The sequence below is a fragment of the Blautia hansenii genome, assembly GCF_013304445.1.
Taxonomy (GTDB): domain Bacteria; phylum Bacillota; class Clostridia; order Lachnospirales; family Lachnospiraceae; genus Blautia.
Genome location: NZ_JAAITA010000020.1, coordinates 26,209 through 52,910, shown reverse-complemented (window position 1 = coordinate 52,910; position 26,702 = coordinate 26,209). Strand labels below are relative to the sequence as shown.

26 protein-coding genes are annotated in these 26,702 nt (G+C 43.2%); all 26 read left to right on the top strand.

Translation table 11 applies throughout. The annotated features are described in order from the left end of the window. Nucleotides 1–116: 116 nt before the first annotated feature. The 26 genes from G5A70_RS12690 to G5A70_RS12565 all read left to right on the top strand — a co-directional run bounded on the left by G5A70_RS12690 (nucleotide 117) and on the right by G5A70_RS12565 (nucleotide 26,682). Nucleotides 117–530, top strand: coding sequence for a hypothetical protein (locus G5A70_RS12690; RefSeq protein WP_004613159.1), 414 nt, complete (start codon nucleotides 117–119; stop codon nucleotides 528–530). A 468-nt stretch (nucleotides 531–998) separates the two neighbouring features. Further along, nucleotides 999–2,411, top strand: coding sequence for a group II intron reverse transcriptase/maturase (gene ltrA, locus G5A70_RS12685; RefSeq protein ID WP_173749961.1), 1,413 nt, complete (start codon nucleotides 999–1,001; stop codon nucleotides 2,409–2,411). A 117-nt stretch (nucleotides 2,412–2,528) separates the two neighbouring features. Continuing rightward, on the top strand, nucleotides 2,529–3,776 hold the full coding sequence (gene dcm, locus G5A70_RS12680) for a DNA (cytosine-5-)-methyltransferase (protein ID WP_179962290.1): 1,248 nt from the start codon (nucleotides 2,529–2,531) through the stop codon (nucleotides 3,774–3,776). 12 nt (nucleotides 3,777–3,788) lie between these two features. Further along, the gene (locus G5A70_RS12675; protein WP_004613156.1) at nucleotides 3,789–4,742 is read left to right on the top strand and encodes an amidoligase family protein; all 954 of its coding nucleotides are present in this window, start codon (nucleotides 3,789–3,791) and stop codon (nucleotides 4,740–4,742) included. 13 nt (nucleotides 4,743–4,755) lie between these two features. Further along, a complete protein-coding gene (locus tag G5A70_RS12670) occupies nucleotides 4,756–5,259 on the top strand; it encodes a gamma-glutamylcyclotransferase family protein (protein WP_028087625.1) in 504 nt (167 codons plus the stop codon). A 22-nt stretch (nucleotides 5,260–5,281) separates the two neighbouring features. Continuing rightward, nucleotides 5,282–9,868 carry a SpaA isopeptide-forming pilin-related protein gene (locus G5A70_RS12665; RefSeq protein ID WP_226853707.1) on the top strand — a complete coding sequence of 1,529 codons (4,587 nt, stop codon included), beginning with the start codon at nucleotides 5,282–5,284 and terminating at the stop codon, nucleotides 9,866–9,868. Nucleotides 9,869–10,524: 656 nt separating this feature from the next. Then, complete coding sequence (metK, locus tag G5A70_RS12660) at nucleotides 10,525–11,682, top strand: methionine adenosyltransferase (RefSeq protein WP_004613152.1); 1,158 nt, start codon at nucleotides 10,525–10,527, stop codon at nucleotides 11,680–11,682. After that, entirely contained in the window at nucleotides 11,682–12,647 is a 966-nt protein-coding gene (locus tag G5A70_RS12655) for a DUF3991 domain-containing protein (protein WP_004613151.1), read from the top strand. The genes metK and G5A70_RS12655 overlap by 1 nt, the downstream gene beginning before the upstream one ends. An 8-nt stretch (nucleotides 12,648–12,655) precedes the next feature. Continuing rightward, nucleotides 12,656–13,384, top strand: a complete 729-nt coding sequence (locus tag G5A70_RS12650; RefSeq protein ID WP_028087627.1) for a hypothetical protein — start codon at nucleotides 12,656–12,658, stop codon at nucleotides 13,382–13,384. A gap of 4 nt (nucleotides 13,385–13,388) precedes the next feature. After that, entirely contained in the window at nucleotides 13,389–14,273 is an 885-nt protein-coding gene (locus G5A70_RS12645; RefSeq protein ID WP_004613149.1) for a DUF5688 family protein, read from the top strand. A 55-nt stretch (nucleotides 14,274–14,328) separates the two neighbouring features. After that, nucleotides 14,329–15,126 carry a DNA-methyltransferase gene (locus G5A70_RS12640; RefSeq protein ID WP_028087628.1) on the top strand — a complete coding sequence of 266 codons (798 nt, stop codon included), beginning with the start codon at nucleotides 14,329–14,331 and terminating at the stop codon, nucleotides 15,124–15,126. Between the two features lie 68 nt (nucleotides 15,127–15,194). Next, on the top strand, nucleotides 15,195–15,518 hold the full coding sequence (locus G5A70_RS12635) for a hypothetical protein (protein WP_004613147.1): 324 nt from the start codon (nucleotides 15,195–15,197) through the stop codon (nucleotides 15,516–15,518). A gap of 126 nt (nucleotides 15,519–15,644) precedes the next feature. Then, nucleotides 15,645–15,797 carry a DUF3789 domain-containing protein gene (locus G5A70_RS12630; RefSeq protein WP_118113882.1) on the top strand — a complete coding sequence of 51 codons (153 nt, stop codon included), beginning with the start codon at nucleotides 15,645–15,647 and terminating at the stop codon, nucleotides 15,795–15,797. After that, complete coding sequence (locus G5A70_RS12625) at nucleotides 15,794–16,102, top strand: plasmid mobilization protein (RefSeq protein ID WP_004613145.1); 309 nt, start codon at nucleotides 15,794–15,796, stop codon at nucleotides 16,100–16,102. The genes G5A70_RS12630 and G5A70_RS12625 overlap by 4 nt, the downstream gene beginning before the upstream one ends. Nucleotides 16,103–16,108: 6 nt before the next feature. Beyond that, complete coding sequence (locus G5A70_RS12620; RefSeq protein ID WP_028087629.1) at nucleotides 16,109–17,404, top strand: relaxase/mobilization nuclease domain-containing protein; 1,296 nt, start codon at nucleotides 16,109–16,111, stop codon at nucleotides 17,402–17,404. 21 nt (nucleotides 17,405–17,425) lie between these two features. Continuing rightward, nucleotides 17,426–18,220, top strand: a complete 795-nt coding sequence (locus G5A70_RS12615; protein WP_004613143.1) for a PcfB family protein — start codon at nucleotides 17,426–17,428, stop codon at nucleotides 18,218–18,220. Between the two features lie 6 nt (nucleotides 18,221–18,226). Next, nucleotides 18,227–19,183, top strand: a complete 957-nt coding sequence (locus G5A70_RS12610) for a hypothetical protein (protein WP_004613142.1) — start codon at nucleotides 18,227–18,229, stop codon at nucleotides 19,181–19,183. Between the two features lie 80 nt (nucleotides 19,184–19,263). Beyond that, nucleotides 19,264–19,566: a hypothetical protein gene (locus tag G5A70_RS12605; RefSeq protein WP_004613141.1), complete on the top strand. Its 303-nt coding sequence runs from the start codon at nucleotides 19,264–19,266 to the stop codon at nucleotides 19,564–19,566. Then, nucleotides 19,560–19,838 (top strand): DUF4314 domain-containing protein, encoded by a 279-nt coding sequence (locus G5A70_RS12600; RefSeq protein ID WP_004613140.1) that lies wholly within the window; start codon nucleotides 19,560–19,562, stop codon nucleotides 19,836–19,838. Before G5A70_RS12605 ends, G5A70_RS12600 begins: the two co-directional genes overlap by 7 nt. 17 nt (nucleotides 19,839–19,855) lie before the next feature. Then, nucleotides 19,856–21,625, top strand: coding sequence for a VirD4-like conjugal transfer protein, CD1115 family (locus tag G5A70_RS12595; RefSeq protein WP_330605646.1), 1,770 nt, complete (start codon nucleotides 19,856–19,858; stop codon nucleotides 21,623–21,625). Next, entirely contained in the window at nucleotides 21,626–22,000 is a 375-nt protein-coding gene (locus tag G5A70_RS12590; protein ID WP_004613138.1) for a hypothetical protein, read from the top strand. 86 nt (nucleotides 22,001–22,086) lie between these two features. Continuing rightward, nucleotides 22,087–22,932: a hypothetical protein gene (locus tag G5A70_RS12585; RefSeq protein WP_028087971.1), complete on the top strand. Its 846-nt coding sequence runs from the start codon at nucleotides 22,087–22,089 to the stop codon at nucleotides 22,930–22,932. 16 nt (nucleotides 22,933–22,948) lie between these two features. Beyond that, the gene (locus G5A70_RS12580) at nucleotides 22,949–23,377 is read left to right on the top strand and encodes a DUF4313 domain-containing protein (protein WP_004613134.1); all 429 of its coding nucleotides are present in this window, start codon (nucleotides 22,949–22,951) and stop codon (nucleotides 23,375–23,377) included. A gap of 80 nt (nucleotides 23,378–23,457) precedes the next feature. Further along, nucleotides 23,458–23,883: a PrgI family protein gene (locus G5A70_RS12575; RefSeq protein ID WP_004613133.1), complete on the top strand. Its 426-nt coding sequence runs from the start codon at nucleotides 23,458–23,460 to the stop codon at nucleotides 23,881–23,883. Further along, nucleotides 23,870–26,218: a VirB4-like conjugal transfer ATPase, CD1110 family gene (locus G5A70_RS12570; protein ID WP_004613132.1), complete on the top strand. Its 2,349-nt coding sequence runs from the start codon at nucleotides 23,870–23,872 to the stop codon at nucleotides 26,216–26,218. Before G5A70_RS12575 ends, G5A70_RS12570 begins: the two co-directional genes overlap by 14 nt. Nucleotides 26,219–26,388: 170 nt before the next feature. Continuing rightward, nucleotides 26,389–26,682, top strand: coding sequence for a hypothetical protein (locus tag G5A70_RS12565; protein WP_179962483.1), 294 nt, complete (start codon nucleotides 26,389–26,391; stop codon nucleotides 26,680–26,682). The last annotated feature ends 20 nt before the right edge of the window (nucleotides 26,683–26,702 follow it).

Here is a 26,702-nt window from a genome sequence, read left to right as displayed (position 1 = left end):
AAAGCCCTTTTGAGGGCTAATATCAAACCACCAGTTGAACTGGTGGTTGCTGACTTAGCTTTGTGATGACCTTTGGAGTATGTTGGTTGTAACAAAAAGAAAGGAGAAAGACTTCTATGGAAACCAAAAACATCTGTGGCAAGATACCAGTAGAATTACATGAAAAGGTCAGGGAAGAACTGGAAGGAACAGAAATGACAATTCCTCAGTTTTTACAAAAGGTTATCGAAGAGCATTTTATGAAAAAAGGAGTGGAAAAGATGGAAGCAAAAACATTGGCAGTACAAGTATCCGAGGAATTATTCAACCGCTTAAAAGAGAGAGTAGAAAAGGAGAAACGCCAAAGACGCGGGCGTTTCACTCAGAAAGACTATCTGATCGAAATTATCACCCAGGCACTGGATGCAGCGGATGAACTGGAAAAACAAGATGAGGATGAACCGGAACTTCATGTAACACAGCCTGAAGAATTGGAATTAGAGAATGAAGAGCGTCTGCAAGAGGCAGAATCAGAGGAAGAAACAGAATAAATAAGGAAACTGTATAAAAAGTGCGGGTATGCCCGTACTTTTTTTCGTGTGCGCCTTGCGGCGCACGTTTCTAATGGGTGAAAGTCCCTAATCCACCCTAGTAGTGGGAAGGATATAGCCAAGACCAAGGGTGTCCTATTCATAGAGTTACTATGATTAACGTGAGGGGAATCTGAAGGAAGGTGGAGGCAAATCTCTGGTCTGACGAACAGAAATCACATCAGGCTACAGTTAAGGATAAGGTTGCACGACAAACTAAAGTCCAATAACTACTCGGAATTAACAGTAGTAAATGTGGCAGATATATGGAGAGAAAGAAACGTGTGGTACCAAGGGAGGTCTCGTCAGCGGATGAAAACAGAGTATGAAATCCGTCAGTAACAACGAATGGTGAGAAGTCAGCAGAAGCCATAGTAAACCAGTGGTTGCAAACACTGGCGAAGGGCTGAACTTTAGGAGACACAAGCAATGAATGTAACTGAAAGTAGATTTAAGAACAGACAACTTCATATGGAAGACTATCTGCAAATGGTATCTGCGGAACAGAAAGAGTATGCAGAAGTGTTCGACTACTCTAAGATTGCTGAAAAGAGCGGTGTCATCACAGACTATTGGACGAACAATCTTTTGGATTTGATTTTGCGAAAAGGCAATCTAAACAATGCCTATAAACAAGTCAAGAAAAACAAAGGAAAAGGTGGAATCGATGGTATGCAGGTGGATGAACTTCTGCCCTTCCTTAGAGAAAACCAAGATTCCTTAATCCAAGAGATAAGGGAAGGAAAGTATAAGCCTAACCCAGTTCGAAGGGTAGAAATACCCAAGGAAACAAAAGGCGAATTTCGAAAGTTAGGAGTTCCTACTGTTGTTGATAGAGTTATTCAACAGGCAATAGCACAGGAATTATCGCCAATCTATGAGGAGCAATTCTCAGAAAATAGTTTCGGTTTCAGACCAAAGCGAGGAGCACACGATGCTCTCAGACAATGCCAAAAGAACGTAAATGATGGCTATGTATATGTGGTAGATATGGACTTGGAAAAGTTCTTCGACACAGTATGCCAGAATAAGCTGATAGAAGTATTGTCAAGAACCATCAAAGATGGCAGAGTTATATCCTTGATACACAAATATCTGAATGCGGGAGTAATCGCAAAAGGAATGTTTGAACGTACAGAGGTTGGAATGCCACAAGGCGGTCCGCTTAGCCCATTGCTTAGTAATGTAATGCTAAATGAGTTGGATAAGGAACTGGAGAATAGAGGACATAGATTTGTCCGATACGCAGACGATTGTATGATTTTCTGCAAGAGCAGAAAAAGCGCAGAAAGAACCTTGAAGAACATCATTCCATTTATTGAAAAGAAACTATTTCTTAAAGTAAATCGGAAGAAAACAGAGGTGGCTCATATCAGCACAGTCAAATACCTCGGATATAGCTTTTATAGACATAAAGGTAAATGCAGATTTAGAGTACACCCGAAGTCAGTAGCAAAGATGAAGAATAGAATCAGAGAACTTACTGACAGGAACAAAGGGATAAGCAATGAAGTGCGAGAAAAGAAGTATCAAGAGTATGTGCGAGGATGGGTAGAATATTTTAGACTTGCAGACATGAAGAAACTTCTCCAGAAAACGGACGAATGGGCAAGACGCAGAATCAGAGCGGTCTATTGGAAACAGTGGAAGAAAATCAAAACAAAGTGCCGAATGCTGAAAGCACTAGGATTAGAGGATTGGAAAGCCAAGGAATTAGCCAACAGTAGAAAAGGCTATTGGAGAATGGCGAAAGTCTTGAACCAAATCTTTTCGAATAAAATAATAGCCAAGTTAGGATATACATCCATGCTTGACTATTATCTAGTAGTCTACGAAAACTAAAGAACCGCCGTGTACCGAACGGTACGCACGGTGGTGTGAGAGGTCGGCTAATCAACTAATGGTTAGCCTTCTACTCGATTGAAGGGAGTGGTCAGAAAAAATATTCGATTTTTTGATATGTTCAGCGGTATAGGGGGATTTCGGGAAGGGCTCAACAGGGCTGGTGGTTTTTCCTGTGTTGGACATTGCGAAATCGATAAGTATGCAGACCGAAGTTATCGAGCAATTTTTAACACAGAAGGAGAGTGGTTTTGTAATGACGCAAAAAAAATACGACCAGAAGAACTACCAGAGTTTGATCTCTTGTGCGGAGGATTTCCGTGCCAGGCTTTTTCAGTTGCTGGAAAAAGACAAGGTTTTGAAGATGCCAGAGGAACTTTATTCTTTGAAATTGCCAGACTGGTTAAAGCAAGACGACCTCCGTATCTTTTACTTGAAAATGTACCCGGATTGTTATCGCATAACAAAGGCGCGACGTTTAACACCATCTTATATACGCTTTATGAACTGGGGTATCATGTGGAATGGCAAGTGCTTAACAGCAAGGATTTCGGAGTCCCTCAGTCCAGAAAAAGAGTGTATCTTATCGGATATCTTGATGAAAGATGTGCCGGAAAAATATTACCTTTCACCGGAGCAAACAAGAAGGCTCTTGTTCAAATCGTCCCAGGCTGCCAAGGGAGCAGAGTTTATTCCAAAGACGGATTAAGCTGTACTATCACTTCCACTGCAGGAGGGATGGGAGGAAAAACAGGGCTTTATGATGTTGGAGTACCCATTAAGGAAAATACCAAAAAAGGTTATAAGATGGCATATGAAGGCGACAGCATTGATCTGGGATATGCCGGGATGAATACCCGACGGGGAAGAGTGGGGCATCAGGTTGCCCATACGCTGACAACGGGCAGTACCCAGGGAACCGTGCATTTTGTAGATCTGGATTCCAGACTGCGTGTAACCGAAGTGGCACGCTGTATCACAACAAGGCAGAATAGCCTTAGTGACAAACATCTAGGGGAACGCTCCGGAGCATTGGAAGAAGAGGGACCAAGAGCTGTTTTGACACCCGAAAGGAAAAATATCCGTCAACAGGGACGTAGGATGAAAGCACCAGAGGAAGAAATGTTCACTTTAACTGCACAGGACCGGCATGGGGTGTGTTATGAAGGAAGAATCCGGAGACTGACACCACGGGAATGCCTGAGATTACAGGGATATTATGAGGAACAGATCGACAAGATTTTGGAACTTAATTCTGATGCACAGGCATATAAGCAGGCAGGAAACGGGGTAACCGTTAATGTGATCGAAGCCATAGGAAGACGCTTGTTTCAGGTACATTCCGGTATCCATATTCTGCAGTAAGGTGGTGTCAGGATGGATTTGAAAGAACAATACTTTGGAACCGAAATAGAAATGACGGGGATTACCAGAGAAGAGGCAGCAAACGCAGTAGGAGAATTGTTTGGAACACAGCCATATTATATTGGAACCTATTACAGTACTTGGGGAGTCAGAGATCTGGAAGGAAAAGAGTGGAAGTTTACCTACGATGGGAGCATCCATACACAGCGAAGAAATGGAAACCGTTATGTTTATGCAGATAGTGAGTACAGCACAGAAATGGTCAGTCCGAAACTGGAATATGGCGAAATGGAAAAACTGCAACAGGTTGTGCGCTGTTTAAGAAGCCATGGGGGAAAAGTCAATTCCTCCTGTGGAATGCATGTTCATGTGGATGCCTCCAATCATACACCACGAAGCTTAAAGAATGCGCTCACGATCATGTATTCCAAAGAAGATATTTTATTTAAAGCACTGCAGGTAAATCCCAGCCGGGTGGAACAATGGTGTAAAAAAGTCCGTGAAAATGTGCTGGAAGATATCCGGAAAATGCCTTCCGGGAATATGTCCATGGATAAATTTCGTCAGCTGTGGTATGAGGAAAGAAGAATGGGAGGAAGATCGCATAGTCACTATGATGATACCAGGTACTATGCGCTGAACCTGCATGCTGTGTTTGATAAGGGAACGGTGGAATGGCGGTGTTTTAACAGTACCCTCCATGCAGGAAAAGTACGTGCAAATATCACCCTTGCTTTAGCAATTTCTGCTCAAGCTATCAATCAGAAATGTACCCATATGAGAAAGACGGAGATTTCTGAAAACCCCTGTTTTACTTTTCGGACCTTTCTTCTTCGGCTTGGCCTGATCGGACCAGAATATAAGAATGTGCGGAAACACTTATTGGATCATCTGGAAGGGGACAAAGCATGGAGATATGACAAGAACACCTATGAATGTCTGAAGAGAAAGCAGGAAGAGCGATAAAGGAGGGAAAGTTATCAAAGAACGTTTGTATTTTGCGTATGGAAGTAACATGAATCTGGATCAAATGGAATTTCGATGCCCGGATGCAGAAGTAATAGGAAATGTAATGGTGAAAGATTACCGCTTGGCATTCCGGGGGAATAGCAGGGGAAATGGAGTAGCCAGTATCCTGCCGGAGCAAGGGGAACAGGTATCGGGTGTGTTATGGAGTATTACAGAAAAATGCGAAAAAAGCCTGGATTACTATGAAGGATATCCATATCTGTATGGAAAACAGGATATTCTTGTGCAGTGTGAAGATGGGCAGGAACTTTATGCAGCTGTATATATTATGAATGAACCCTACCAGAGCCAACCGGCACTTCCGGGCAAATTATATCTGGAAGGGATTCTGGAAGGATGCAGGCAGAATGGATTATCGGAAAATGAGATTCAAAAAGCTGTCCATGCGACCAGAAAAGAAATGAAGAAGCAAGAGAAGAAAAAAGAGTCTCATGGTCGAGAAGTGGGACGATAAGGATAAAGGAGAAAGAATGATTATGAAAGGAAAATGGAAAACCAGAGCCATGGCATTTGTCATGGCTTTTAGTATGGGAATGAGTTCGATGATTTCTTCATCCGTTTATGCTGCGGCGGAACAGCCGGAGACAAAAGTAGAAACGGAAACGCAGGTATTTGAGGAACAGACGGAAGAGAAGGTAAGAGCAGAAGATATTGTAAAAGATGTCTCAGATAAAGAGTTCCGGGTAGAAACTTCTATGGAAGGGATTTCTTATGACCCGGAGCGGGAGAGTGTACTGCTGTCTGAAATCAAAGATCAGGATGGAGGCTCTTTCCAGCCGGAAAACCCAGGTGTTTATTACGCACAGTATCTGGTTACCCCAAAAGATGGAAGTGAGCCATATATGATTGGACGGACCATCACATTGACCGATACGGAAGGGCTGGCACACTCGGAATCCAATGGCGGGGAGAAACAGAAGGAAGATACGTCTTCTGAGGAAGATTCGGAGCAGCCTCTTCCTGTAGAGATTACCAGTTCCCAGCCGGAAGATACCCCGGATGTCCTTGCAGAGCTGGAAAGAGATATTGAAGAGGGAAATGTGATGATGCTTTCTGCTGCAGATGGTATGGGAAAAAGTGAAACAGTCCATCTGAATAAAGGACGGACCATTTACTATCCGGATTATTTAGGTAATTATCTGACCTGTTTATTTACGGTGAATGGAAAACTGGCGTACTGTCTGGAATCCCACCGTGCATCACCGCCTACTGGTGACTATGTTGCGGATATTCTGGAAAGTAATAAGAATCTTCAGAAAGTTCTTTATTATGGGTATGGCGGAGCCGGAGATATCACAGGCAGTTACCTGTCTGGGAAAAGTGATGACGAAAAGTATGTTTATACCCATCTTGCAGCATCTTATGCCTATTGTGGGGATCTGGCATTTACAGGATGCCCGTATGAAAACCTGGTCAATGCAGGTGTGATTGCTTATATCAATCACTTATTTGGCATGGAAGAGCCGCCAAAAGGTGAGCTGTCTTTTTCCAATGCAAATGTGACTGCAGTAAGAGAAGGTGATATCCAGAAAACACCAGATATTACATTGAACGGTGACCATCGGAATAAGATTACCATTCCTGTTCCACAGGGTGTAACCGGATATAACAAGTCAAAAGGAACAAATGTAAGCGGCGGAAATCTGGAAGTTTATGGGGGAGATACGTTCTATCTGCAGGCACCTCTTACGGTAACTGGGAAATGGGAAAGCGGGCAGCTTTATGGTTCTGTCCGTGAGAGCTGGAAAACATTGGTTTTAACTTCCACCGGAGGAAACAATCAGGATATCGGAGCATTTATCTCTGAAAAAGCAGCTCCGGTATCTTTTGATATCCAGTGGCTAAATCTTGCCAGAGTTAAGATTCTGAAAAAGGATGCGGAGACAGGGAACCCGTTAGATGGTGCAGTCTATGGCGTTTATAAAAACAGTACCTGTACGGACCAGCTGTTGACCATTGCTATGACAGGTGAAGACGGTATCAGTTACAGTGACTATTTTGATGCAGCATTAGAAACTGTTTATGTAAAAGAGATCACAGCGCCTAATGGATATGCAATCAATAAGACTGTATATCCGGTTCATGTGTCCGCTGGATCAAGTGTAGAGGTAGAAGCAGTAAATACCTCGGTAAAAGGCAAGATCACGGTGAAGAAACAGGACGTGGATACGGGAGATTTCCTTCCGCAGGGAGATGCAAAACTGGACGGTGCTGTTTACGGGCTGTATGCGAAAGAAGATATCCAGAAACCAGATGGAACTGGAGTTTTATACAAAGCAGGAAGCCTGATTCAGGAAAAAACCTTTGGAAAGAGCGGAGAAATCGTATTTGAGAATGTATACCTTGGAGCAATGTATGTGAAAGAAATCGCTGCACCAGAAGGATACCTTCTGGACGAAACGGAATATGATGCAACGCTTATTTATGAAGGACAGGAAAAACCGATTGTAGTAAAGGCGCTGACTGTCAAGGAAAAAGTTAAGAAACAGGCGTTTCAGATCATTAAGATTTCAGAGGATGGAGATCAGACGGAGACAGATTTAGTGGAGGGAGCAGAATTTACCATATATCTGGTCAGCAATCTCTCCAAAGTAAAAGACGGTACCTTAAAACCGGGAAATGGTTCTGAATTTACCCCGGAAGATTTTATTGGTTATGATTTTACAGACGAAGAAGTGGCAGTCACATATGAGGATGGGAAAGAAATAGAAGTACCTGTCCTTGTAACAGATAAAAAAGGATATGCCAAGAGCGTGGAACTTCCATATGGACAGTATGTGGTTGCAGAGACCAAAACACCGGAAAATCTGAAACAAGTCCATCCGTTTTTGGTAACTGTAAACGAAGACAGCAGAGATCCGCAGGAATGGAGAGTCTTTGATGACCGCCCATTTGAATTCATGCTGAAGATCATAAAGAAAGATGCGGAAACAGACCATAATGTATTAAATAATTCTGCAACTTATAAGATTTGGGATTTTGAGAAAAAAGCATATGTGGAACAAATGGTATATTATCCAGAGAAAGAGAAAATCTCTGAGTTTTCCACTAATGCAGACGGATATCTGATCCTGCCAGAAGAATTAAAGGCAGGGCATTATCGGATTGAAGAAATCCAGGCACCGGATGGATATGTGAGACAAGGGTATGAGGAAGAACAAACAAAGGCTATTGAAATTGTGATTAATTCTGACACGCCTCATCAGATCGATCCGGATACAGGCGCTTATATTGTGGAAGTCGTACAGTATAATGAGGTGCAGACAGGTCATCTTACTTTGCAAAAAGTAGGAGAACAGCTAAAAACAGTCAAAGATGAGAACCTGCTGGAAAAAGCAAAAAAATTCTTTGTAACATTGAAAGATATGGTTATGGGGGAAGTTTCAGTTGAATCTGGACTGGAAAAGAAGTTTATCTATGAGGAATCCGGTGTGGAAGGAGCTGTTTTTGAACTTCATGCGAAAGAAACCATCTATACGCCAGACGGAGCTGTAGATGAGAATGGAAACCGCATCATCCGTTATGAAAAAGATGCACTTGTGGCAACGCTGACTACAGATGAAGATGGGAAAGCGGAAATAGGAGAGTTGCCATTAGGAAGTTATTATTTAAAAGAAACGACAGCTGGTGACCATTTTGTCTTAAATCCTGAACAGAAGGAGTTCACACTTTCTGCAGAAGATGACACAGTATCCGTTGTTTATGAAGGTGTTACTTATAAGAATGAGCGGCAGAAAATCCAAATTTCTGTGGAGAAGAAAAATTCCGTAACCAAAGAAGCACTGGAGGGTGTGGTGTTTGGTTTGTATGCCGGGGAAGATATCAAAAATACGCAGGGCAAGGTTGTGGTGGAAAAAGATACGCTGCTTGAAACAAAAGCGACAGATCAGGAAGGCAGACTTACCTTTGAAAGTGACCTGTGGCATGGACATTATTATGTAAAAGAAGACCAGCATCTGCCGGGATATCTGCCAAATGATGAAATCTGGGAAATTGATGCAACGTATGAAGACCAGAATCTTCCGGCTATCCTTCTGGAAAAGGAAGTAGAGAACCAGCCGACAGAAAGCTATTTTACAAAGACAGATATTGTAACCGGTGAACCGGTAGAAGGTGCAAAACTGCAGATTCTGGATGAAGAAGGAACCGTTGTCCGTGAATGGATCACAACCAAGGAAGAACATCTGGAATATGCACTTCCGGCGGGAAACTATATCCTTCATGAAGAACTTCCACCGTTAGAGGATGGATATGTAAGTGCAGAGGATGTGTCTTTTGAGGTTAAAGAAGATGGAACGATCACAAAAGTGGAAATGAAGGATGATTTTTCAAAAGTGGATATCAGCAAAACGGATATTACTGGAGATACCGAGCTTGTAGGTGTGAAACTTCAGGTATTAAACAGCAAAGAAGAAGTGCTGGATGAATGGATTTCCGATGGAACAGAACATCCGATTGAATATCTGCCAGTGGGAGAAGAACTGACGCTCCGTGAAACCCAGACAATTTCTGGATACACGCTGGCGGAGGATGTGAAGTTTACTTTAGAGGATACGGGTGAAGTACAGAAGGTATCCATGAAAAATGAATTTGTCTATGGAAAAATCTTCTTAAGGAAAACAGACCTTCAAAGCGGAGATGCCCTTGCAGGTGCAGAATTTGAAATCCGGAATAAAACGACCAATGAAGTGGCCGGAGTTCTTAAGACAGACCAGAACGGGCAGGCAGAAAGTGAAGAACTGCTGATCGGAAGTTATAACGAGAAAGGAATCAAAGAACTGTTCCAGTATGAAGTTGTGGAAACAAAGGCTCCAGAGGGATACCAGCTGGATTCCAGGCCACATCCGGTTACCTTTGATTTAGAAGGGGAAAAGGATGGAGAGATTTTAGTGGAGCTGGATGTGACCAATCAGAGAATCCCAACAGATGCTCCAAAAACAGGGGATGATACGGTATCACCAATGCTGCTTCTTGGTATTTGTGCGGTTTGTACAGGAATACTGATTGGATGCTTTGTTTATCGCAAGAAAAAGCAGGAAACAGATGAAAAAGAAGAAAACTAAATAATAGTGGTATTTCAAAACAGCCGGGAAAATAGGAAAACCGGCTGGAAAAGAAAGGTGTCCGAGAAGTGTTCGAAATCCATGATCTCTCATCCTCTCTTCCAGCTGGAAGTGTTCAAAACAAGGAGAATTGCAACAGGGTGTTGACGAGCCTTCCTGTGTGTAGTCTGTTCTTACATGCAGGAAAGCGCCAGGATCCTCCTGATGTAGGGTAGAAAAAAGAGATTTAAAGATGGGAATTCTTGTACTGGCGAGGCAGACGGAATATAATGAAATTAACTAGGAAATTCTGTGTGAAAATGCAAGGGGGAATGTTCGTGAAGTCTCTATTTTCTTATGCTGACGCATATATTAAGAACTGTACGTGGAAGGATCTGGCACTCGTTAAGTTCTGCTTATGTGCCATCGGAGTCATGATTGGGTTGAGTGTTCCAAAGGAGAAAAGGAAGATTCCGTTTCTGGGGTCACTTCTCGTTTTTCTGGTGACTTATTTCCCTTTGATGGGGAAATTTATCCGTGTCATAAAAGTAGAACGGAAAAAACAAACAGCATAAATCCAGCCTGTAAAAAGGCAGGGTAAAAAAGAGAAAAATAAACAGCAGGAATGCGGTAAGTATCGTGTTCCTGCTGTTTTTGTCTGAAAGGAGAAAAAAGATATGAAACGATTTTATACAGCGGAATCTGTAACAGAAGGGCATCCGGATAAACTCTGTGATCTGATTGCAGATAGTATCCTGGATGAGTGTTTGAAAGGGGATCCAGAAGCAAGAGTAGCCTGTGAGGTATTTGCAACAAAGGGAACGGTACTTCTGGCCGGGGAAATTACAAGTAAGTATGAGCCGGATGTTTTGGCGGTTGCTGAAGATGTAGTAGAAAAAGTCGGATACCAGGCAGGAGAAATCCTCTTTGATGCCTTGATCCATCAGCAAAGCCCGGATATCGCACAGGGGGTTCAAAACTCCATGGAATCCAGAAAGCAGCATGTAGCTGGCGAAGAATGGAAAATGGGAGCCGGAGATCAGGGAGTCATGACGGGGTATGCATGCAGTGAAACGAAACAATTTCTGCCACTTCCCGTGGTACTGGCACATCGGATTGTCCGGGAATTGTCGGCTTGCAGGATCAGTGAATATATCCGGGGATTACTGCCAGATGGGAAAGCACAGATAACCGTGGAATATGAAGATGGGAAACCTGTCCGTTTGGATACGGTCATTGTGTCCTGCCAGCATGCTGAAGAAAAGTCCCAAAAAGATCTGGAACGGGAGATTCGGCAGAAAGTGTTACGCCTGGCACTGCGGCTGCTTCCACCAGATGAGGATACCAGGATTTTGATCAATCCGTCAGGGAAATTTGTGGTGGGCGGTCTGGATGCAGATACGGGGCTGACAGGAAGGAAATTAATGGTGGACTGTTATGGTAGCATAGCGCCACATGGAGGCGGTGCCTTTTCTGGAAAAGACGCAACAAAGGTGGATCGTTCAGGGGCATATATGGCAAGGTATATTGCCAAAAACATGGTGGCTGCCGGATTGGCTGAAAAGTGTTTGGTTTCGCTTGCTTATGCAATTGGTGTGGCAGAACCTGTGATGGTGCAGGTAGATACTTTTGGTACTGGAACTGTGTGTGCGGATGACTGTCTGGCTGCAGCCATTCCGCTGGTGTTTGGTTTGACGCCAAAACAGATCATAGACCATTTCAAGCTGCAACGTCCAATCTATAGCCAAACAGCGGTGTTTGGACATTTTGGAAGAAAGGAGTTTCCGTGGGAACGTACCGATAAGGTAGAAGCACTACGGTCAGCACTATTGTAATGCCGTGGTATGAAAAAGAAGATTTGGAAAAGGCTAGGGAAATGACAGCGATTGAATACTTAAAACGATATGAACCACAGCGGCTGAAACCATGCAGAGGGCTTCGACATGAATATGAGCTGACCGATCATGACAGCTTCAAGATCAATGAGATCACCAGCCAGTGGCATTGGAAATCCAGGGATATCGGAGGAATCAGTGCATTGAATTTCCTGGTTCATGTGAATGGGATGTCTTTTCTGGATGCAGTTGGTTTTTTGCTGGAGCAGAACCCATCTTATATACCGCCTAACATACAGGAACGTGAAATGGCAAAGAAGCCATTTGCTCTTCCAGAACGTGCGAAGGATGTGAACCGTATCTGGAATTATCTGAAACACAGGGGAATCAGCAGGGAAACTTTTGTGTACTGTGTGAACCAAGGGATTCTCTATGAAAGCCTGCCATATCATAATGTTGTTTTTGTTGGCAGGGATGAAAAAGGACAAGCCCGGTATGCTTTCCTGCGGGGAATCTATGACCGGGGGAAACCCTTTAAGATGGAACAGTCAGGAAGTGATAAAGCATATAGTTTTTGTGTTCCACCAAGTGGGAAGTGTTGCAGAGTGGCGGTATATGAAGCGGCAATCGAAACCTTAGCACACATGACGCTGGAGGGAAATCGTACAGATAAATATCGCTTGTCCGTTGGGGGGATTTATGCTCCAAAAGATGGCAGGCGAAAAAAAGAGGAAAAACCGCCACTGGCATTGGAACATTTTCTGGAGAACCATCCGGAGGTTACGCAGATTGAAATCTGTACCAATAATGACGGACCGGGCAGATATGCGTGTGAAACTATGAAAAGAACATATCGGGATAGATATGAGATTTTGATAAACTTACCGGAGCGTGAAGGGGCAGACTATGCAGACCTGTCAAAGGAAGCATGGGAAAAGAAAGAAAAAAATCGAATGGAAAGGTAGGAGTCTCTATGGAACGAAAACTATATTTATTATCACCATTACAGGCAGAATTTTATGAAAACGAGAGTGACCGGATGTACCCGGATGACGTGATGGATGGCCGTGCACTGGCAGTATATGGAGCAGACATTCTACAGAAGATGCAGGAGAGAGCGGATCATGTAGGAGAAGATCTGATGGAATATTACGATGAAAAGGATTCCGTCAAAGAAAAAGTTACAAATCTGGAGTTGTCGGTTGTCTTAAAGGCTGGAGAACTTATGGGATGTGCGGAAGTTACCATCCAAGCGCCCTTAGATCGATGGGAAATGAATCGACTGGAAACTTATCTGACTGGGCAATATTCCGATGGCTGGGGAGAAGGATTTGAACAACAGGATATTCCGGTAGAAGATGGTGTTTTAAATGTTCATTTCTGGAATAGTGACTATTTCCGGATGGATATCCTGCACAAGATTCCGGAGCAGATAAAACCGGAATGTGCAGTAAAACCAAAGTTAAAACTGCTTGGACATGATGGAAATGTTTTTTCTATTTTAGGTGATGCCAGCAGGCTTTTAAAACAGAATGGACAGCCAGAAGCCGCAAAAGAGATGTTTGACAGAGTCACGTCTTCCCAAAGTTATGAGCAGGCACTTGCGATCATCAGCGAATACGTGGAAACGGAACTGAGCAGGGACATGGATCAACCAAAGCCGGAGAAACAAGGAAAAAAGAAAACAGAAAGGGAAAGGTAAACCTATGGAATATGCTGTATTTAAACAACAGATCATGGAACAGGCAAAAAGGATTCTGCCACAAGAAGAAGGTTATGTAATCACTATTGTGGATCAAACAGAGTACGGGCTTGGCGAGATGTTGATCATCAATAAGTCTGACAAGGAAGTTGTACCAGGTATCTCTATGGAGGAGATGTATCAGGATTTTTCACAGAACAAAAAAAGTATAGAAGAAGTTATAGAAACTATACAAGATACAGTAAATACTGCATTTATGATGATCCCAGAGATAGATGGTACGCAAGGAATTGATTTCAGAGATTATGATTGCATAAAAGATCTGCTGGTGGTAGAACTGGAACGTTCTGAGTTCAACGGAGAACATTTATCTCATGGAATTTTTGAAAAGCAGCCTATGGGGGCATTGGTTCTGTACCTTAGATTGGAACAGAAGAACCAGTTAGTTATGGTAAGACTGGGAAGGGATGTATTGGAAGTTTGTGGCGTGAGTCAAAGCACCATGATGAAGCAGGCGATGGAAAATACGATAAAAATAAATCCTCCTGTGGTGATGCCAGTAGATACGAATGGTAGATTCCCTTACTTTATCCTTTCAAACAGAGAAGGGAGAAATGGAGCGACTACCATCACATATCCGGGAATGTTAGAACAATTAAGGAAAATGGCAGGTATGGATTTTTATGTGATCCCAGCTAATATCCATGAAGTTTTGATTGTAGGAAAAACCGAGAATGCGCCGATAAGATATCTTAGAGAGGCGTTGAAACAAAGGAACCGTGAAATGGGTATCCAGCAGATGTTAAGTGATCATGTCTATGAGTACAGTGGAAGAGATAAAAAATTGAAACGTTGTCTCGATGAAAAGAAAAAAAATCGGGAGCGATAAGAGAAAAGTAAACTCGAAAAAGCGGTTAATTCGTTGAAGAGAAAGGATGATGCCTATGGAACATACCCTGCAGTTAGGGGAAATATTGAAAGATGGAATGTATCCTGTGGAGTCTGAAGGAGGAGACAACTGGAGGATCTTACACGGAGATACACTGAAATTAGTAAAAGCGTTTCAACCGGGAACTTTTGATGCAGTGATCACAGATCCGCCCTACGCATCGGGCGGTACAAAGCAGAATGAAAGGAACCGGACAACCAATCAGAAATACAGCAGCATGTCACCGGAAAAAGCCCTGCCAGATTTTGACGGCGACCAGAAAGATCAGCGTTCCTGGACCCATTGGATGGCAGAGTGGCTGTATGATGTGAGAAAAGCATGTAAAAGTGGTGCTCCGATATGCCTTTTTATTGATTGGAGACAGTATCCATCGATGACGGATGCTCTTCAATGGGCGGGGTGGATCTGGAGAGGAACAGCGGTCTGGGATAAGACAAACAGCCGGCCACAGAAGGGAAGGTTCCGTCAGCAGACAGAGTTTATCATATGGGGAAGTAACGGACCTATGCCGATCAGCCGTCCGGTTTCCTGTCTTCCAGGTGTGTTCCGATATGGGAATCCCCAGAACCGGGTGCATGTGACAGAGAAACCGCTGCAGTTGATGAAGGACGTGGTGCAGATATGCGAGCCAGGCGGAAGAATCTTAGATCCTTTTGCCGGAGCAGGTACTACGATTCTTGCGGCTGCCCAGCAGGGATACCAGGCAGTGGGGATTGAAGTGACAGATGCGTATTTCCAATTGGGAACGGAAAGAGTGAGAGAAGCATTGAAAGAAGAAGTGGATGTCCAATAGGATGTCCGTTTTTTTCGTGATAGAAACTTAGGGCATCCATAAGGATGCCTGCCGAAAGGAGATGAGATATGGATCGAGCGTTTGCGTATGTGAGCTGCTCTGAAGAGGACAGCAGAGTAAAGGTGCAGAAATACTGCAGGAAGATTTATGAACTGGGTTATATCCCCATCTGTCCCAGATTTGGATTTGTGCCATTTCTGGATGAGAGCAATGCGGAAGATCAGCAGGGACTGGCTCAGATGTCCATGCTTCTTTTAAAACGATGCCGTATGGTAGTAGTCTGCGGAAATGAAGTGACAGAAAACATGAATACAGAGATCAGTACTGCGGATCGACTGCATATCATCTGTACGACTTTAGAGGGACTGATTCAGATCAAAGAAACCAAGTAAATGACAGAGGGGGGAAGGAGACAGACTTGCGGTGCGACTTGTTTTGCAAGCATAGCGTTTGGATATCCAAACGCCCTTTGGGGAGAACCCCAATCCCCCGTGACAGAGCATGAGAGGAGATCAAATATGTGGAATTTTATCATAGGTGCAATGTTTGGCGGTATGTGTGGAGTTGGAATTGTGTGCCTTACGGTGATAGGAAAACAAGCAGATGAGGATATGGAACATATTGAAAAGAAGAAAGAAACATCAGCATTAGAGGGGAAGGTGTTTGAATGAGGAAACGCAATCATGTGATTCCTATAAGGCTGAATACAAAAGAAATGAAACATCTGGAGACACAGGTTGCAGTCAGTGGGCTAAACAGGGAAGAATATCTCCGTACCTTGATCTTAGGGGCGGAAGTGCGTGCAAAGCCTTGTACCCATCATGCAGATTTGCTGCGGAAAGTTGCAGGATTGTGTAATAATGCGAATCAGCTGGCACACGTTGCCAATGCAACAGGAACTGCCAGTCAGGAGAGTGTCAACGAAATGCTGAGGATATCCAGAAAAGTCTGGGAAGAAGTAAGGGAAATGTGGTGATGGCTTATTGCATATACAAGTATTATTCCCGTTCACCGCCTGGACCGTTCTGTAGACTATATCCGGGATAAAGAAAAGACTCAAAAGAAAGGGAATACGGCCGGTTCTCTGGAAGAAGCAATCGATTATGCATTGAACCGGGATAAAACGGAGCAAGTGTTTTTTGAAGATGCCATTGGCTGTACCATAGATCAGGCATATCAGGATATGGTTGCTACGAAAAAAAGATTTCATAAAACAGACAAGGTGCAGGGATTCCATCTGGTACAAAGTTTCGCAGAGGGAGAGGTTAGTCCGGAACTGGCACATTTGATAGGAGTGGAACTGGCAGAGCGTCTGCTGAGAGGACAGTTTGAAGTGGTTATCACCACTCACTTAAATACCAGTCATTTCCATAACCATCTGGTCTGGAATTCCGTGTCTATGGAAGATGGGCATAAGTATCATAGCAATGAACAAAGTTATTATATGGAGGTTCGAAAGATTTCCGATGAACTTTGCCGAAAATATGGGTTGTCCGTAATCCAGACAAATCAGAAAAAAGGGATACATTATGTACAATGGAAAGCGGAGAAAGAGGGAAAACCAACCTGGCGGACAGCCATCCGTTCGGATATTCGTGAGACAGTGAAAGCAAGCTACAGCTGGACTCAGTTTGTAAAAGAAATGGAAACAAGAGGTTATGTATGGCGGACAGATAGGAAATATCTTGCTCTAAAGGCTCCTGGAATGGAACGATATGTACGCTTACGATCTTTGGGAAAAGGATATGGAGAAATGGAAATCCGGGAGTGGATCTTAAGACCAAAGATTCGGGAGACAGAAAAAGTATATCTGCAATGGTCAAAACAAAGAAAGAAACGGACCGGACTACAGGCATTGTATTATTCCTATTTGTATCAGATGGGTGTTTTTCAAAAGAAACCCAAGCGCATCCCTTATGAAGTGCGGGAAGATATCCGCAGGCTGGATCAGCGGATTGCGCAGATAGAATTTCTTCAGAAACAGGACATTTCCACCCTAGAACAGCTGCAGGAATTCCGGCACCCGCTGGAAGAAAAAATGGCACAGTTGCTATTGGAACGCGGGCAACTGTATCGCAGCCAGCCCGGATGTGAACGGATTGGAAAGATTACAGAAGAGATGAAACAGATCCGCAAGGATATCCGGATGTCGCTGCGGATTGAGCAGTATTCCGTAGAAATGGAGCAGCGGATGAAACGGGCAAAGGAGAGGATGGAACAGGCAGAGAAAAATATGCAACGAAAGAAGGAGCAGATAAAGGAATCCTATGTGAAGTAAAAAATCGAGGAGGTGAGCGGTATGAATTACGGTGGTGATGCGGCAGATCAGATTGTTCGTTATTCGATGGAAGGGATGGAACATACGCTTCGGATTTCCGGGAGTATCGCAAAAAATCTGGCAGTTTTCATCGTAGCAGTGTTAAAAGACCAGAAAAAGACTTATGGAAAGACACAGATGGTACGTATGATCAAAGAACGAAGGCCGACCAAATTTTTTACCGTGCCGGATGACCGTATGAAAGAATTTGCCAGAGAAGCAAAAGCAAGAGGTCTTTTATATGTCGTCATTAAGGATAAAAAGAAACCAATCAATAACGAGATTATGGTATTTGCAGAAGACGCTGCCAAAATGAACCGGGTATTGGATCGCATGGATATTGACTATGTAAAAGCAGAATCCGGGAAAGTGGAATTTGATACAAGCGATCCCAAGAAAGAAGAAACAAAGGGAATGGAACTGGAAAGAACCACTAAAGAAGGACAGGAAAAGAAAGTCCAAACAGTATCTATGCCGGAAGGAACCATTGAATTTGAAATTGATGAATCGGATCAGAAGTTTGATTTTGGGGATTTGTTCTTTGAAGAAGGAAATTTTACGCAGGGGAAGGAAGAAAAGCTTCCGTCCGGGACTTCCTCGCCCAGCAGAGATTTTTCTTCCGGTCAGAAAAATAGGGAACATGGAGCAAAGCCCTCTGTGCGTGCAGAGATCAAAGAGATAAAAAAAGAGCAGGCACAGAAGAATCGGCAGAAACAAAGCAGACAGCGTCAAAAGACGAAAGGGCGAAAATACAAGAAAAAGGGAAAAGGGAGGTAATGCTATATGGATTTAACAGGTATGATTCAGAATCCTGTGGAGGATCAGAACTCGGAGCAAAAGTTATCGAAAGAAGAGTATGCAGCTTTAAAGAAACAGGAGCGGGAAGAAACGTGGATGCAGATCGATGGACAGGCACAGTCGGTGTTCAAGGATGGAGCGTCCTTGCAGAAGTTTCTGGATTTTATGACAGGGCAGTATAATATGCCAAAGGTTCCGAACCTTTTGCTTTTATATTCCCAGAATCCCGAAGTAAAGCTGGTAAAATCTTTTGATGAGTGGAAGCATGACAGACGTTCCTTGAGAACAGGAGTACATGGTTATACTTATATTATTGATACAAAGTATGAGAAGGATGGAGAAATGCGTTCCGGTTATGCGATCAGCAAGGGCTATGATATTACGCAGACCAAAGGAAGGCCGTTAGAGGAACGTCCTCAGAGAGATATCCACACATTATTGGAAGCAGTGTTGAAAAATCAGAATATCCGTCTGCAGATTGCGGATAATCTTCCGGATAAGATTCAGGCACAATATATTCCAAATCAAAGGACGATTTACATACGAAACGGAATGTCAGAGATTACTACTTTTCATGCTATTAACCGAGAACTTGCCTGTGCAGCACTAGACCAGCATGATGGAAACTATGCCAGAAATAGAGTTAATGCACAGGCATTTTGTGCCACATACATATTAGGAAAAAGATATGGTGTGGATGTCTCCGGTTTTGATCTTGAGAAAGTGGCAGGAATTCAGGAGCATGGTCAGAAAGATCCACAGGAGTTAAGGCTATTCTTAAATGATGTCCGGACAGCAGCTTATGGAATCCGTGGTCATATCGAACGGAATTTGCGGGAGCCGGAACAGCAGTTTGTGACAGAGGATACCTTTACAGTAGGAGAAAGCGAGAAAAAATCTCCGGACAAAGGGAAAAAGAGTAAAAATGAACCAGAGCGATAAAGCACAGTAAAAGTTGGATTTGTGATAGCTATTGCGGAACGTGTGTGATATGGTTGGTGTAAGAAAGGCAGGTGTCATATATGACAAAATATTATATCGAAATGAAAGAAACCAGAAGAAATATGATGTCAGATGCATTGCTGAGTCTTTACCGGAAAAAAGGACCTGAATCAGAAGAGGCAAGACAAATGGGTTTAAAACTCTGGGATTTTGATCTGAAAGAAAAGAGGATGGAAATCACTTCTGATGAACAGAGGGTTCTTCGCCATGCCTTAAATGATCTCCGCAATCAGCGTTTAGAGGAAGGAAAATATACTGATGGTGTGGAAGCAGCTATCATGGAGGTTATGAAACCCCATAGGACCAAGCACTTCCCGTGGTAAAAGGAGGGGTGATCATTCAGATATTAGATCGAAAACAGGTAGAACGCATACGAAAGATGTATCCAGAAGGAACGCAGATTTGCTTAGATGAGATGGAGGGTGAAAGGAATATGCCCTCTGGATTAAAAGGAAAAGTATGTTACGTAGATGATGCCGGACAGATCCATGTGAACTGGGAGAATGGTAGTTCCCTTGCGGTTTTGCCAGAAGTGGATTCGTTCCATAAAATAGGAGAGCCGCATAAGAGAAAGGAGCATGACATGCAGAGGTAACATTTAGAAAAGCAGACTTGATTGTCTGGGGGATTTTTCTTCCGATTGTCTGGTGGATGGGGGCTTCCCTTGCCTGTGCGATTCAACCAGGGGAAAATATATTTGAAATTTTAGACAGGCTGAGTCAGATTCTTCGCCAGCCTTTTTCTTTGCACTACACCGTATATACGGGAAAGTGTATCTTGATTCTATCATTTGCCTATATCACAGGTATCTGTATCTATTATTCTCAGCAGAAAAATTATAGAAGAGGTGTGGAACACGGTTCCGCCCGTTGGGGAGACGTCCATCAGATTTGTAAGAGATATGCAGACAAGGAGTATACCCATAATCTTCTTTTGACACAAAACTTTCGCATGAGCCAGGAAGTCTATAAGCACCAGAGAAACTTAAATGTCTTGGTGGCGGGTGGCTCAGGAGCCGGAAAAAGTCGTACCTATGCAGTTCCTAATATTCTTCAATGCTCTCAGGCTGAGTCGAAAAAAGGCGGTGGCTGTTCCATTGTAGTAACGGATCCGAAAGGAGAGCTACTCCGGAAGACTGGAGGACTGCTGGAACGGATGGGATATGAGGTACGGGTGTTTGATCTGATCAACCCGGATACATCCTTTTGTTATAATCCATTTTGTTATGTCCATGATGACAAAGATGTGTTAAAACTTATCAACAACCTGATCCGCAATACAACACCAAAAGGTTCACAGGCATCGGATCCATTTTGGGAGAAGAGCGAAACAGCGCTGTTGCAGGCTCTGATGCTGTACCTGTTACATGAAGCACCGCCGGAAGAGCAGAATTTCCCTATGATCATGGAGATGTTAGGTAGTGCCCAGGTTAAGGAAGAAGATGAGGAATATCAGTCACCTCTGGACATTTTGTTTGAAAGGTTAGAAATGAGAAAGCCGGACAGCATTGCGGTGAAACAGTATCAGATTTACAAGCAGGCAGCGGGAAAAACAGCAAAGTCTATCTTGATTTCTGTTGGTGTCCGGTTGGCTGCATTTAATCTGAAAGAGATTGCAAACTTAACCTGTACGGATGAGCTGGATCTGGCAAGTATCGGAGAAAAGAAAGTGGCGTTGTTCTGCTGTATCCCCGATGCCGATACTTCTTTGAACTATCTGGTAGGTATGATTTATAGCAATCTGTTCCAGACACTGTATTATGTAGCAGACCGAAAATATGGAGGGAGATTGCCGGTACCCGTCCACTGTATCATGGATGAGTGGCCGAATGTAGCCTTGCCGGATGATTTTGATAAGATCCTTGCTACCATGCGGTCACGCGCAATTTCCTGCAGTATCATCATCCAGAATATGGCGCAAATGAAAGCCCTGTTTAAGGACTCATGGGAAAGCTTGGTAGGTAATTGCGATGAATTTTTATATCTGGGAGGCAACGAAAAAGAGGGACATAAATATATTTCGGAACTGTTGGGAAAAGAAACTTTAGATACGAATACTTATGGACAGACAAAAGGACGAAACGGAAGTTATTCTACGAACTATCAGCAGACAGGGCGGGAACTCTTTACACCGGATGAGATCCGCTTACTGGATAACCGGAAAGCAATCCTGTTTGTCCGAGGGGAACGTCCCATGCTGGATGACAAATATAATTTAAAGAAACATCCAAATGTGAAATGGACAGAGGATGGCGGTGCGCCTCCGTATGACTATGCGAAAGCTCCGAGGTCACATGATGATTTGAATATTGATATTGAACGCTTAGATGATTATGAGCTGCTCTGTGAAGAGGACATCCTCGGCAAAGAGCAGCCTTTTTAGATGGGAGGAATGTGTATCGTGCATATGATGCAGAAATTGTTTAAGAAAAAGAATCCGAAGACGAAGCCTTTGCGAATGAGTGGTGTACAAAAACGATTTTTTGTCAGCTATGCAGTAATCGTATTCGCCATGATGTGGTGTACAACCCCTGTTCTGGCTGCAGGAGATCCATTAGCAGTGGTGAATAACTTGTCTGATTTTATTTTTTCCTTGATCCGGGCGATTGGCTTGATCTTGTTAGGATTTGGTGTGGTGCAGATCGGCTTGTCTTTAAAATCGCATGATCCAAGCCAGAGGGCAAATGGATTTTTGACTTTAGCAGGCGGCGTCATCATTACCTTTGCAAAAGAGATTTTGGATTTGATCATGGTGTAATCTGATATCAGCAGTACAGCGGGAGAGCAGACACTGTGCTGTTCTCCCTGTCTGTAAATGGAAACAACAGGGAGGTGAAATGCTACTTGGAAAGTGATAACTGGATCGTTCAAAATCTAAACAATGCGTTAGAAACATGGAATTCTAAGCTGTCAGAAATCTGGCAGCTTTTAACGCAAAGCCCGGAAACCTTTAAAGGCGGAGATATCTGGAGTGTGATGCTGACCATTCATGATGCTCTAAAAGGAATCGGGTATGGACTTTTAGTACTTTTTTTTGCGATCAGTGTAGTGAAAACCTGTAGCAGCTATCTGGACGTAAAAAAGCCAGAGCATGCGGTGAAATTGTTTATTCGATTTGCACTGGCAAAAGGGGCAGTAGGGTATGGGCTGGAATTGATGATGGCACTTTTTTCTGTCATACAGGGAATGGTATCTACAATCATGCAAAATTCAGGATTTGGTGGGGATTCAGATGTAATCGAACTTCCGGCTGAAATGGTGGAGAAGATTGAAAGTGTAGGATTATTAGATTCTATTCCTCTTTGGATTGTTACACTGCTTGGCAGCCTGTTTATTACAGTCTTGTCATTTATTATGATCTTGACCGTGTATGGAAGGATGTTCAAGCTGTATATGTACACAGCCATAGCACCCATTCCCATTGCGACTTTTGCGGGAGAGCCTACACAGAACATAGGGAAGAACTTTGTCCGTTCCTATGCAGGGGTTTGTATGGAAGGAGCAATCATTGCACTTGCCTGCATTATTTTTTCTGTATTTGCTGCCAGTCCGCCGGCAATCGCAGACAGCAGTTTATCTGCGGTGAATATTGTATGGAATTATGTGGCAGAGCTGATCTTTAACCTATTAGTATTGGTAGGGGCAATTAAGGCAGCGGACCGGATTGTAAAAGAAATCATGGGGTTATAAGTAAGGAGGCAGGAGTATGAAAGAACAACCAATTTTAGGATATGATTGGGAAATGGGACATGAAGAAATCAAACTGGAGATAGGCACTTACTATACAGGAAAAGGTCTGTATATTGGAATGCTGGCAAAGGAAGATGGTGTATGGGAATCTTTTAGTGATCTGACGGTAAATTTACCGTTTGAGAGATCGGATGTTCATGAGGCCTTTATCCAGGACTTTGGGAGTAAGGAAAAATTGAAATTTATTCAAAAACATAAGTTGGGTAAAATTCTTCCAGAGCGAGGACATTCTGGATTCTGTACCTATGCAAAAGTGGCATTTGATCTTAAGCGGCTGGAGGAATTAGATCCAGAAGGAATGAAACGTTTTTATAAGGATCATCCAGAACTTGAAGAACAGAGCCAAGTGCCGAAAAAGAAAAAACGAAATCAAATGGAACGGTAAAATGTGGGAATACAAAAGGAAAGGAGTTATGACAGAAAAGGCCGTCCCCTGGCTTATTTTCTGTTATTTGTATTGACAAAATGGAAGTAAAAATGAACAAAGAGATCCAGGAATTTCAGGAGTCCTTTTTCTTTGGACTGAGCATGCGGCAGTGTTTCTTTTCTGTATTGGCGATTGCTGCTGCAGTAGGTGTTTATCTAGGGACAAAAGATACCTGTGGAACGGAGATTGCCGGATGGCTGAGTGTTTTTGCTGCAGCCCCTTTTGCGGGATGTGGTTTTTTCCGCTATCACCAGATGACACTGGAAAAGTTCGTATGGGTGTGGTTAAAATCAGAGATCTTATGCCCCAAAAAGCTGGTGTTTCAATCGGAGAATCTCTATCTGAAATGTCTGGAAGAGACAATAGAAATCGGAACACGTTCCTGCAGAAATGGCACGGAGCTGGTAGAACGAAAGAGAAGCAAAAATAGAAAAAAGAAAGGAAGGGGGGATGCGGTTGATTAAAACGCTGCATCGTACATTAAAACTAGAAAAAGAGAAATTTATGATTCCGAAGTCTGTACAGCAGGCAATCCCGATACAGCGGATCTGGCCGGATGGCATCTTTCAGTCCGGCAGGCTGTTTTCAAAATCGTTCCGTTTTACGGATATCAATTATTCCATTGCAAGCAAAGAGGATAAGACAGAAATGTTTCTGGATTATTCCGAGCTTTTAAATGCATTGGACTCCGGCGCATCCGCCAAACTTACCATTAATAACCGCCGCATCAATAAGGCAGAATTTGAACAATCCATTCTGATCCCTATGAAAGAGGACGAATTGGATGAATACCGAAAAGAATACAACGAAATGTTGTTATCCAAGATCAGTGATACCAATAACAGTATTCTTCGGGAACGTTATCTGACGATCAGTGTCCATAAGAAGAACATTGATGAGGCAAGGACCTATTTCGCACGTGTTGGAACGGATATCACCACACATCTGGCGAAGTTATCTTCCATTGGGGAAGAACTGGATGCTGGAGAGCGTCTGAAGATTTTCCGTGATTTCTTTAAAGAAGACGTTTCTGCGACAGCAGAGTTTGATTTTAAGGAAGCTGTAAAAAGAGGACATGATTTTAAAGACTGGTTTGCACCAGATTCTATGGAGTTCTTGCAGGATCATTTTAAGATTGATGGGCGATATGGGCGTGTTTTATATATGCAGGATTATGCAACTTACGTCCGGGACAGCATGGTATCGGAGCTCTGTGATCTGAGCAGAAACTTAATGCTGTCAATTGATATCCTGCCAGTCCCTACGGATGAAGCAGTCCGTGAGATACAAAACAAACTGCTTGGTGTAGAAACGAACGTGACCAACTGGCAGAGAAGGCAGAACGAAAACAATAACTTTTCTGCAACCATTCCGTATGAGATGGAGTTGCAGAGAACCGAAACAAAGGAGATGTTAAATGATCTGACCACCAGAGACCAGAGAATGATGTTCGGGGTGTTGACCATTGTGCATATGGCAGACAGTTATAAGGAGTTGAACTCAGATACGGAAACCTTGAAATCCATTGCGAGGAAAAATCTGTGTCAGCTGTCCACTCTGCGGTGGCAGCAAATGGACGGTCTGCATACGGCGCTGCCTTTTGGACCACGAAAGATCAACGCTCTGCGTACCCTGACCACAGAGTCCACAGCTGTGCTGATCCCTTTCCATACCCAGGAGATTATGCAGGAAGGCGGGATTTATTACGGGCAGAATGCGGTCAGCAAAAATATGATCGTTGTGGACCGGAAGAAACTGCTGAATGGCAACAGTTTTCGCTTAGGAGTCAGTGGATCCGGAAAAAGTTTTTCTGCCAAAGAAGAGATTGTTGCATTAGCACTTGCCACGGAGGATGACATCCTAATTCTAGATCCGGAATCCGAATTTGGAAACCTGACAGTAGCATTAGGGGGAGAAGTTGTAAAAGTATCAGCAACTTCTGGAATGCATCTGAATGCTATGGATATGGACAGCAGCTATGGGGATGATACCAATCCACTAATTGAAAAATCAGAATTTCTGTTGTCTGTTTTTGAACAGCTGATAGGGGCAGGCAATCTGGGCGCAAAGGATAAATCCATCATTGACCGCTGTACAGCTGATACTTATCGTGATTATATCCGCAGCGGTTATACCAAGGAAGTGCCGACTTTAAAGGACTTATACCGACAGCTGATGCTGCAGGAAGAGCCAGAAGCAAGAGCTCTTGCCTTATCAGCAGAATTATTTACCAGTGGAAGTCTGAACACGTTTGCGCATAAAACAAATGTGGATACGAAGAACCGTATCATGGATTATGATATCCGGGAACTGGGTTCCCAGCTCATGCCCCTTGGCATGCTGGTAACACTGGATGCCATTTTCAACCGTGTGATCCAGAACTGGAAAAAAGGAAAACGGACCTGGATCTTTTGTGATGAGTTTTATCTGTTATTCCGTTATCCATACAGTGCGGAATTTTTTTATAAGTTATGGAAGCGTATCCGAAAGTATAATGGGTTCGTGAATGCCATGAGCCAGAATGTAGATGAGGTTCTACGTTCCGATACGGCAAGACTTATGCTCGCAAACAGTGAGTTTTTAGTTATGCTGAACCAGGCAAGTACGGACCGGGAAGAATTGGCAAGACTTTTGAACATTTCCGACAACCAGTTAGGATATATCACAAATGTGAAAGCTGGAAGTGGTTTGATACGCTGTTCTGGAAATCTGGTTCCATTTGAAAATACATTCCCAAGGAATACAAAGTTGTACCAACTGATGACAACAAAACCAGGAGAAAGTTTGAAAGCTGTATAGCATAGGTTCGTTCATCAAATGTGTTTTACAGTACGTCATAATTGAATCAAAAAATATGAAAGCCGTTACATGGGGGACTGTGTAACGGTTTTTGATTCATAGAGAAAGGGTGTGTAAATGTGATAAAAGATGTACAGGAAAAGAAAATATCTTTTTATACAGCTGAATGCATGGAATTTGAAACAATGGGAGAAGTGACAGAGTGCGCCACATTAAAAGAAGCCTTTCGGATATACCAGAAAATGGAACAGAAAAGATCCGGTATGGGGGTTGGGATTGGATTTATTTTACATGATCCAGATGTGCCTGAGTACAGTGATATCCACTATCCTTTATATCAAGGAAATGGGGTGGAGCGGGATTTAATTGCACTTGTGGAGGCTTATGAGAAGCACCCACTGGTACAGAAAGCACAAAAAGATATGCAGAAACTGTTAGATAGGAAAAAACAGGTGGAACGATAAAGGAGGAGAATAAGGCAGAT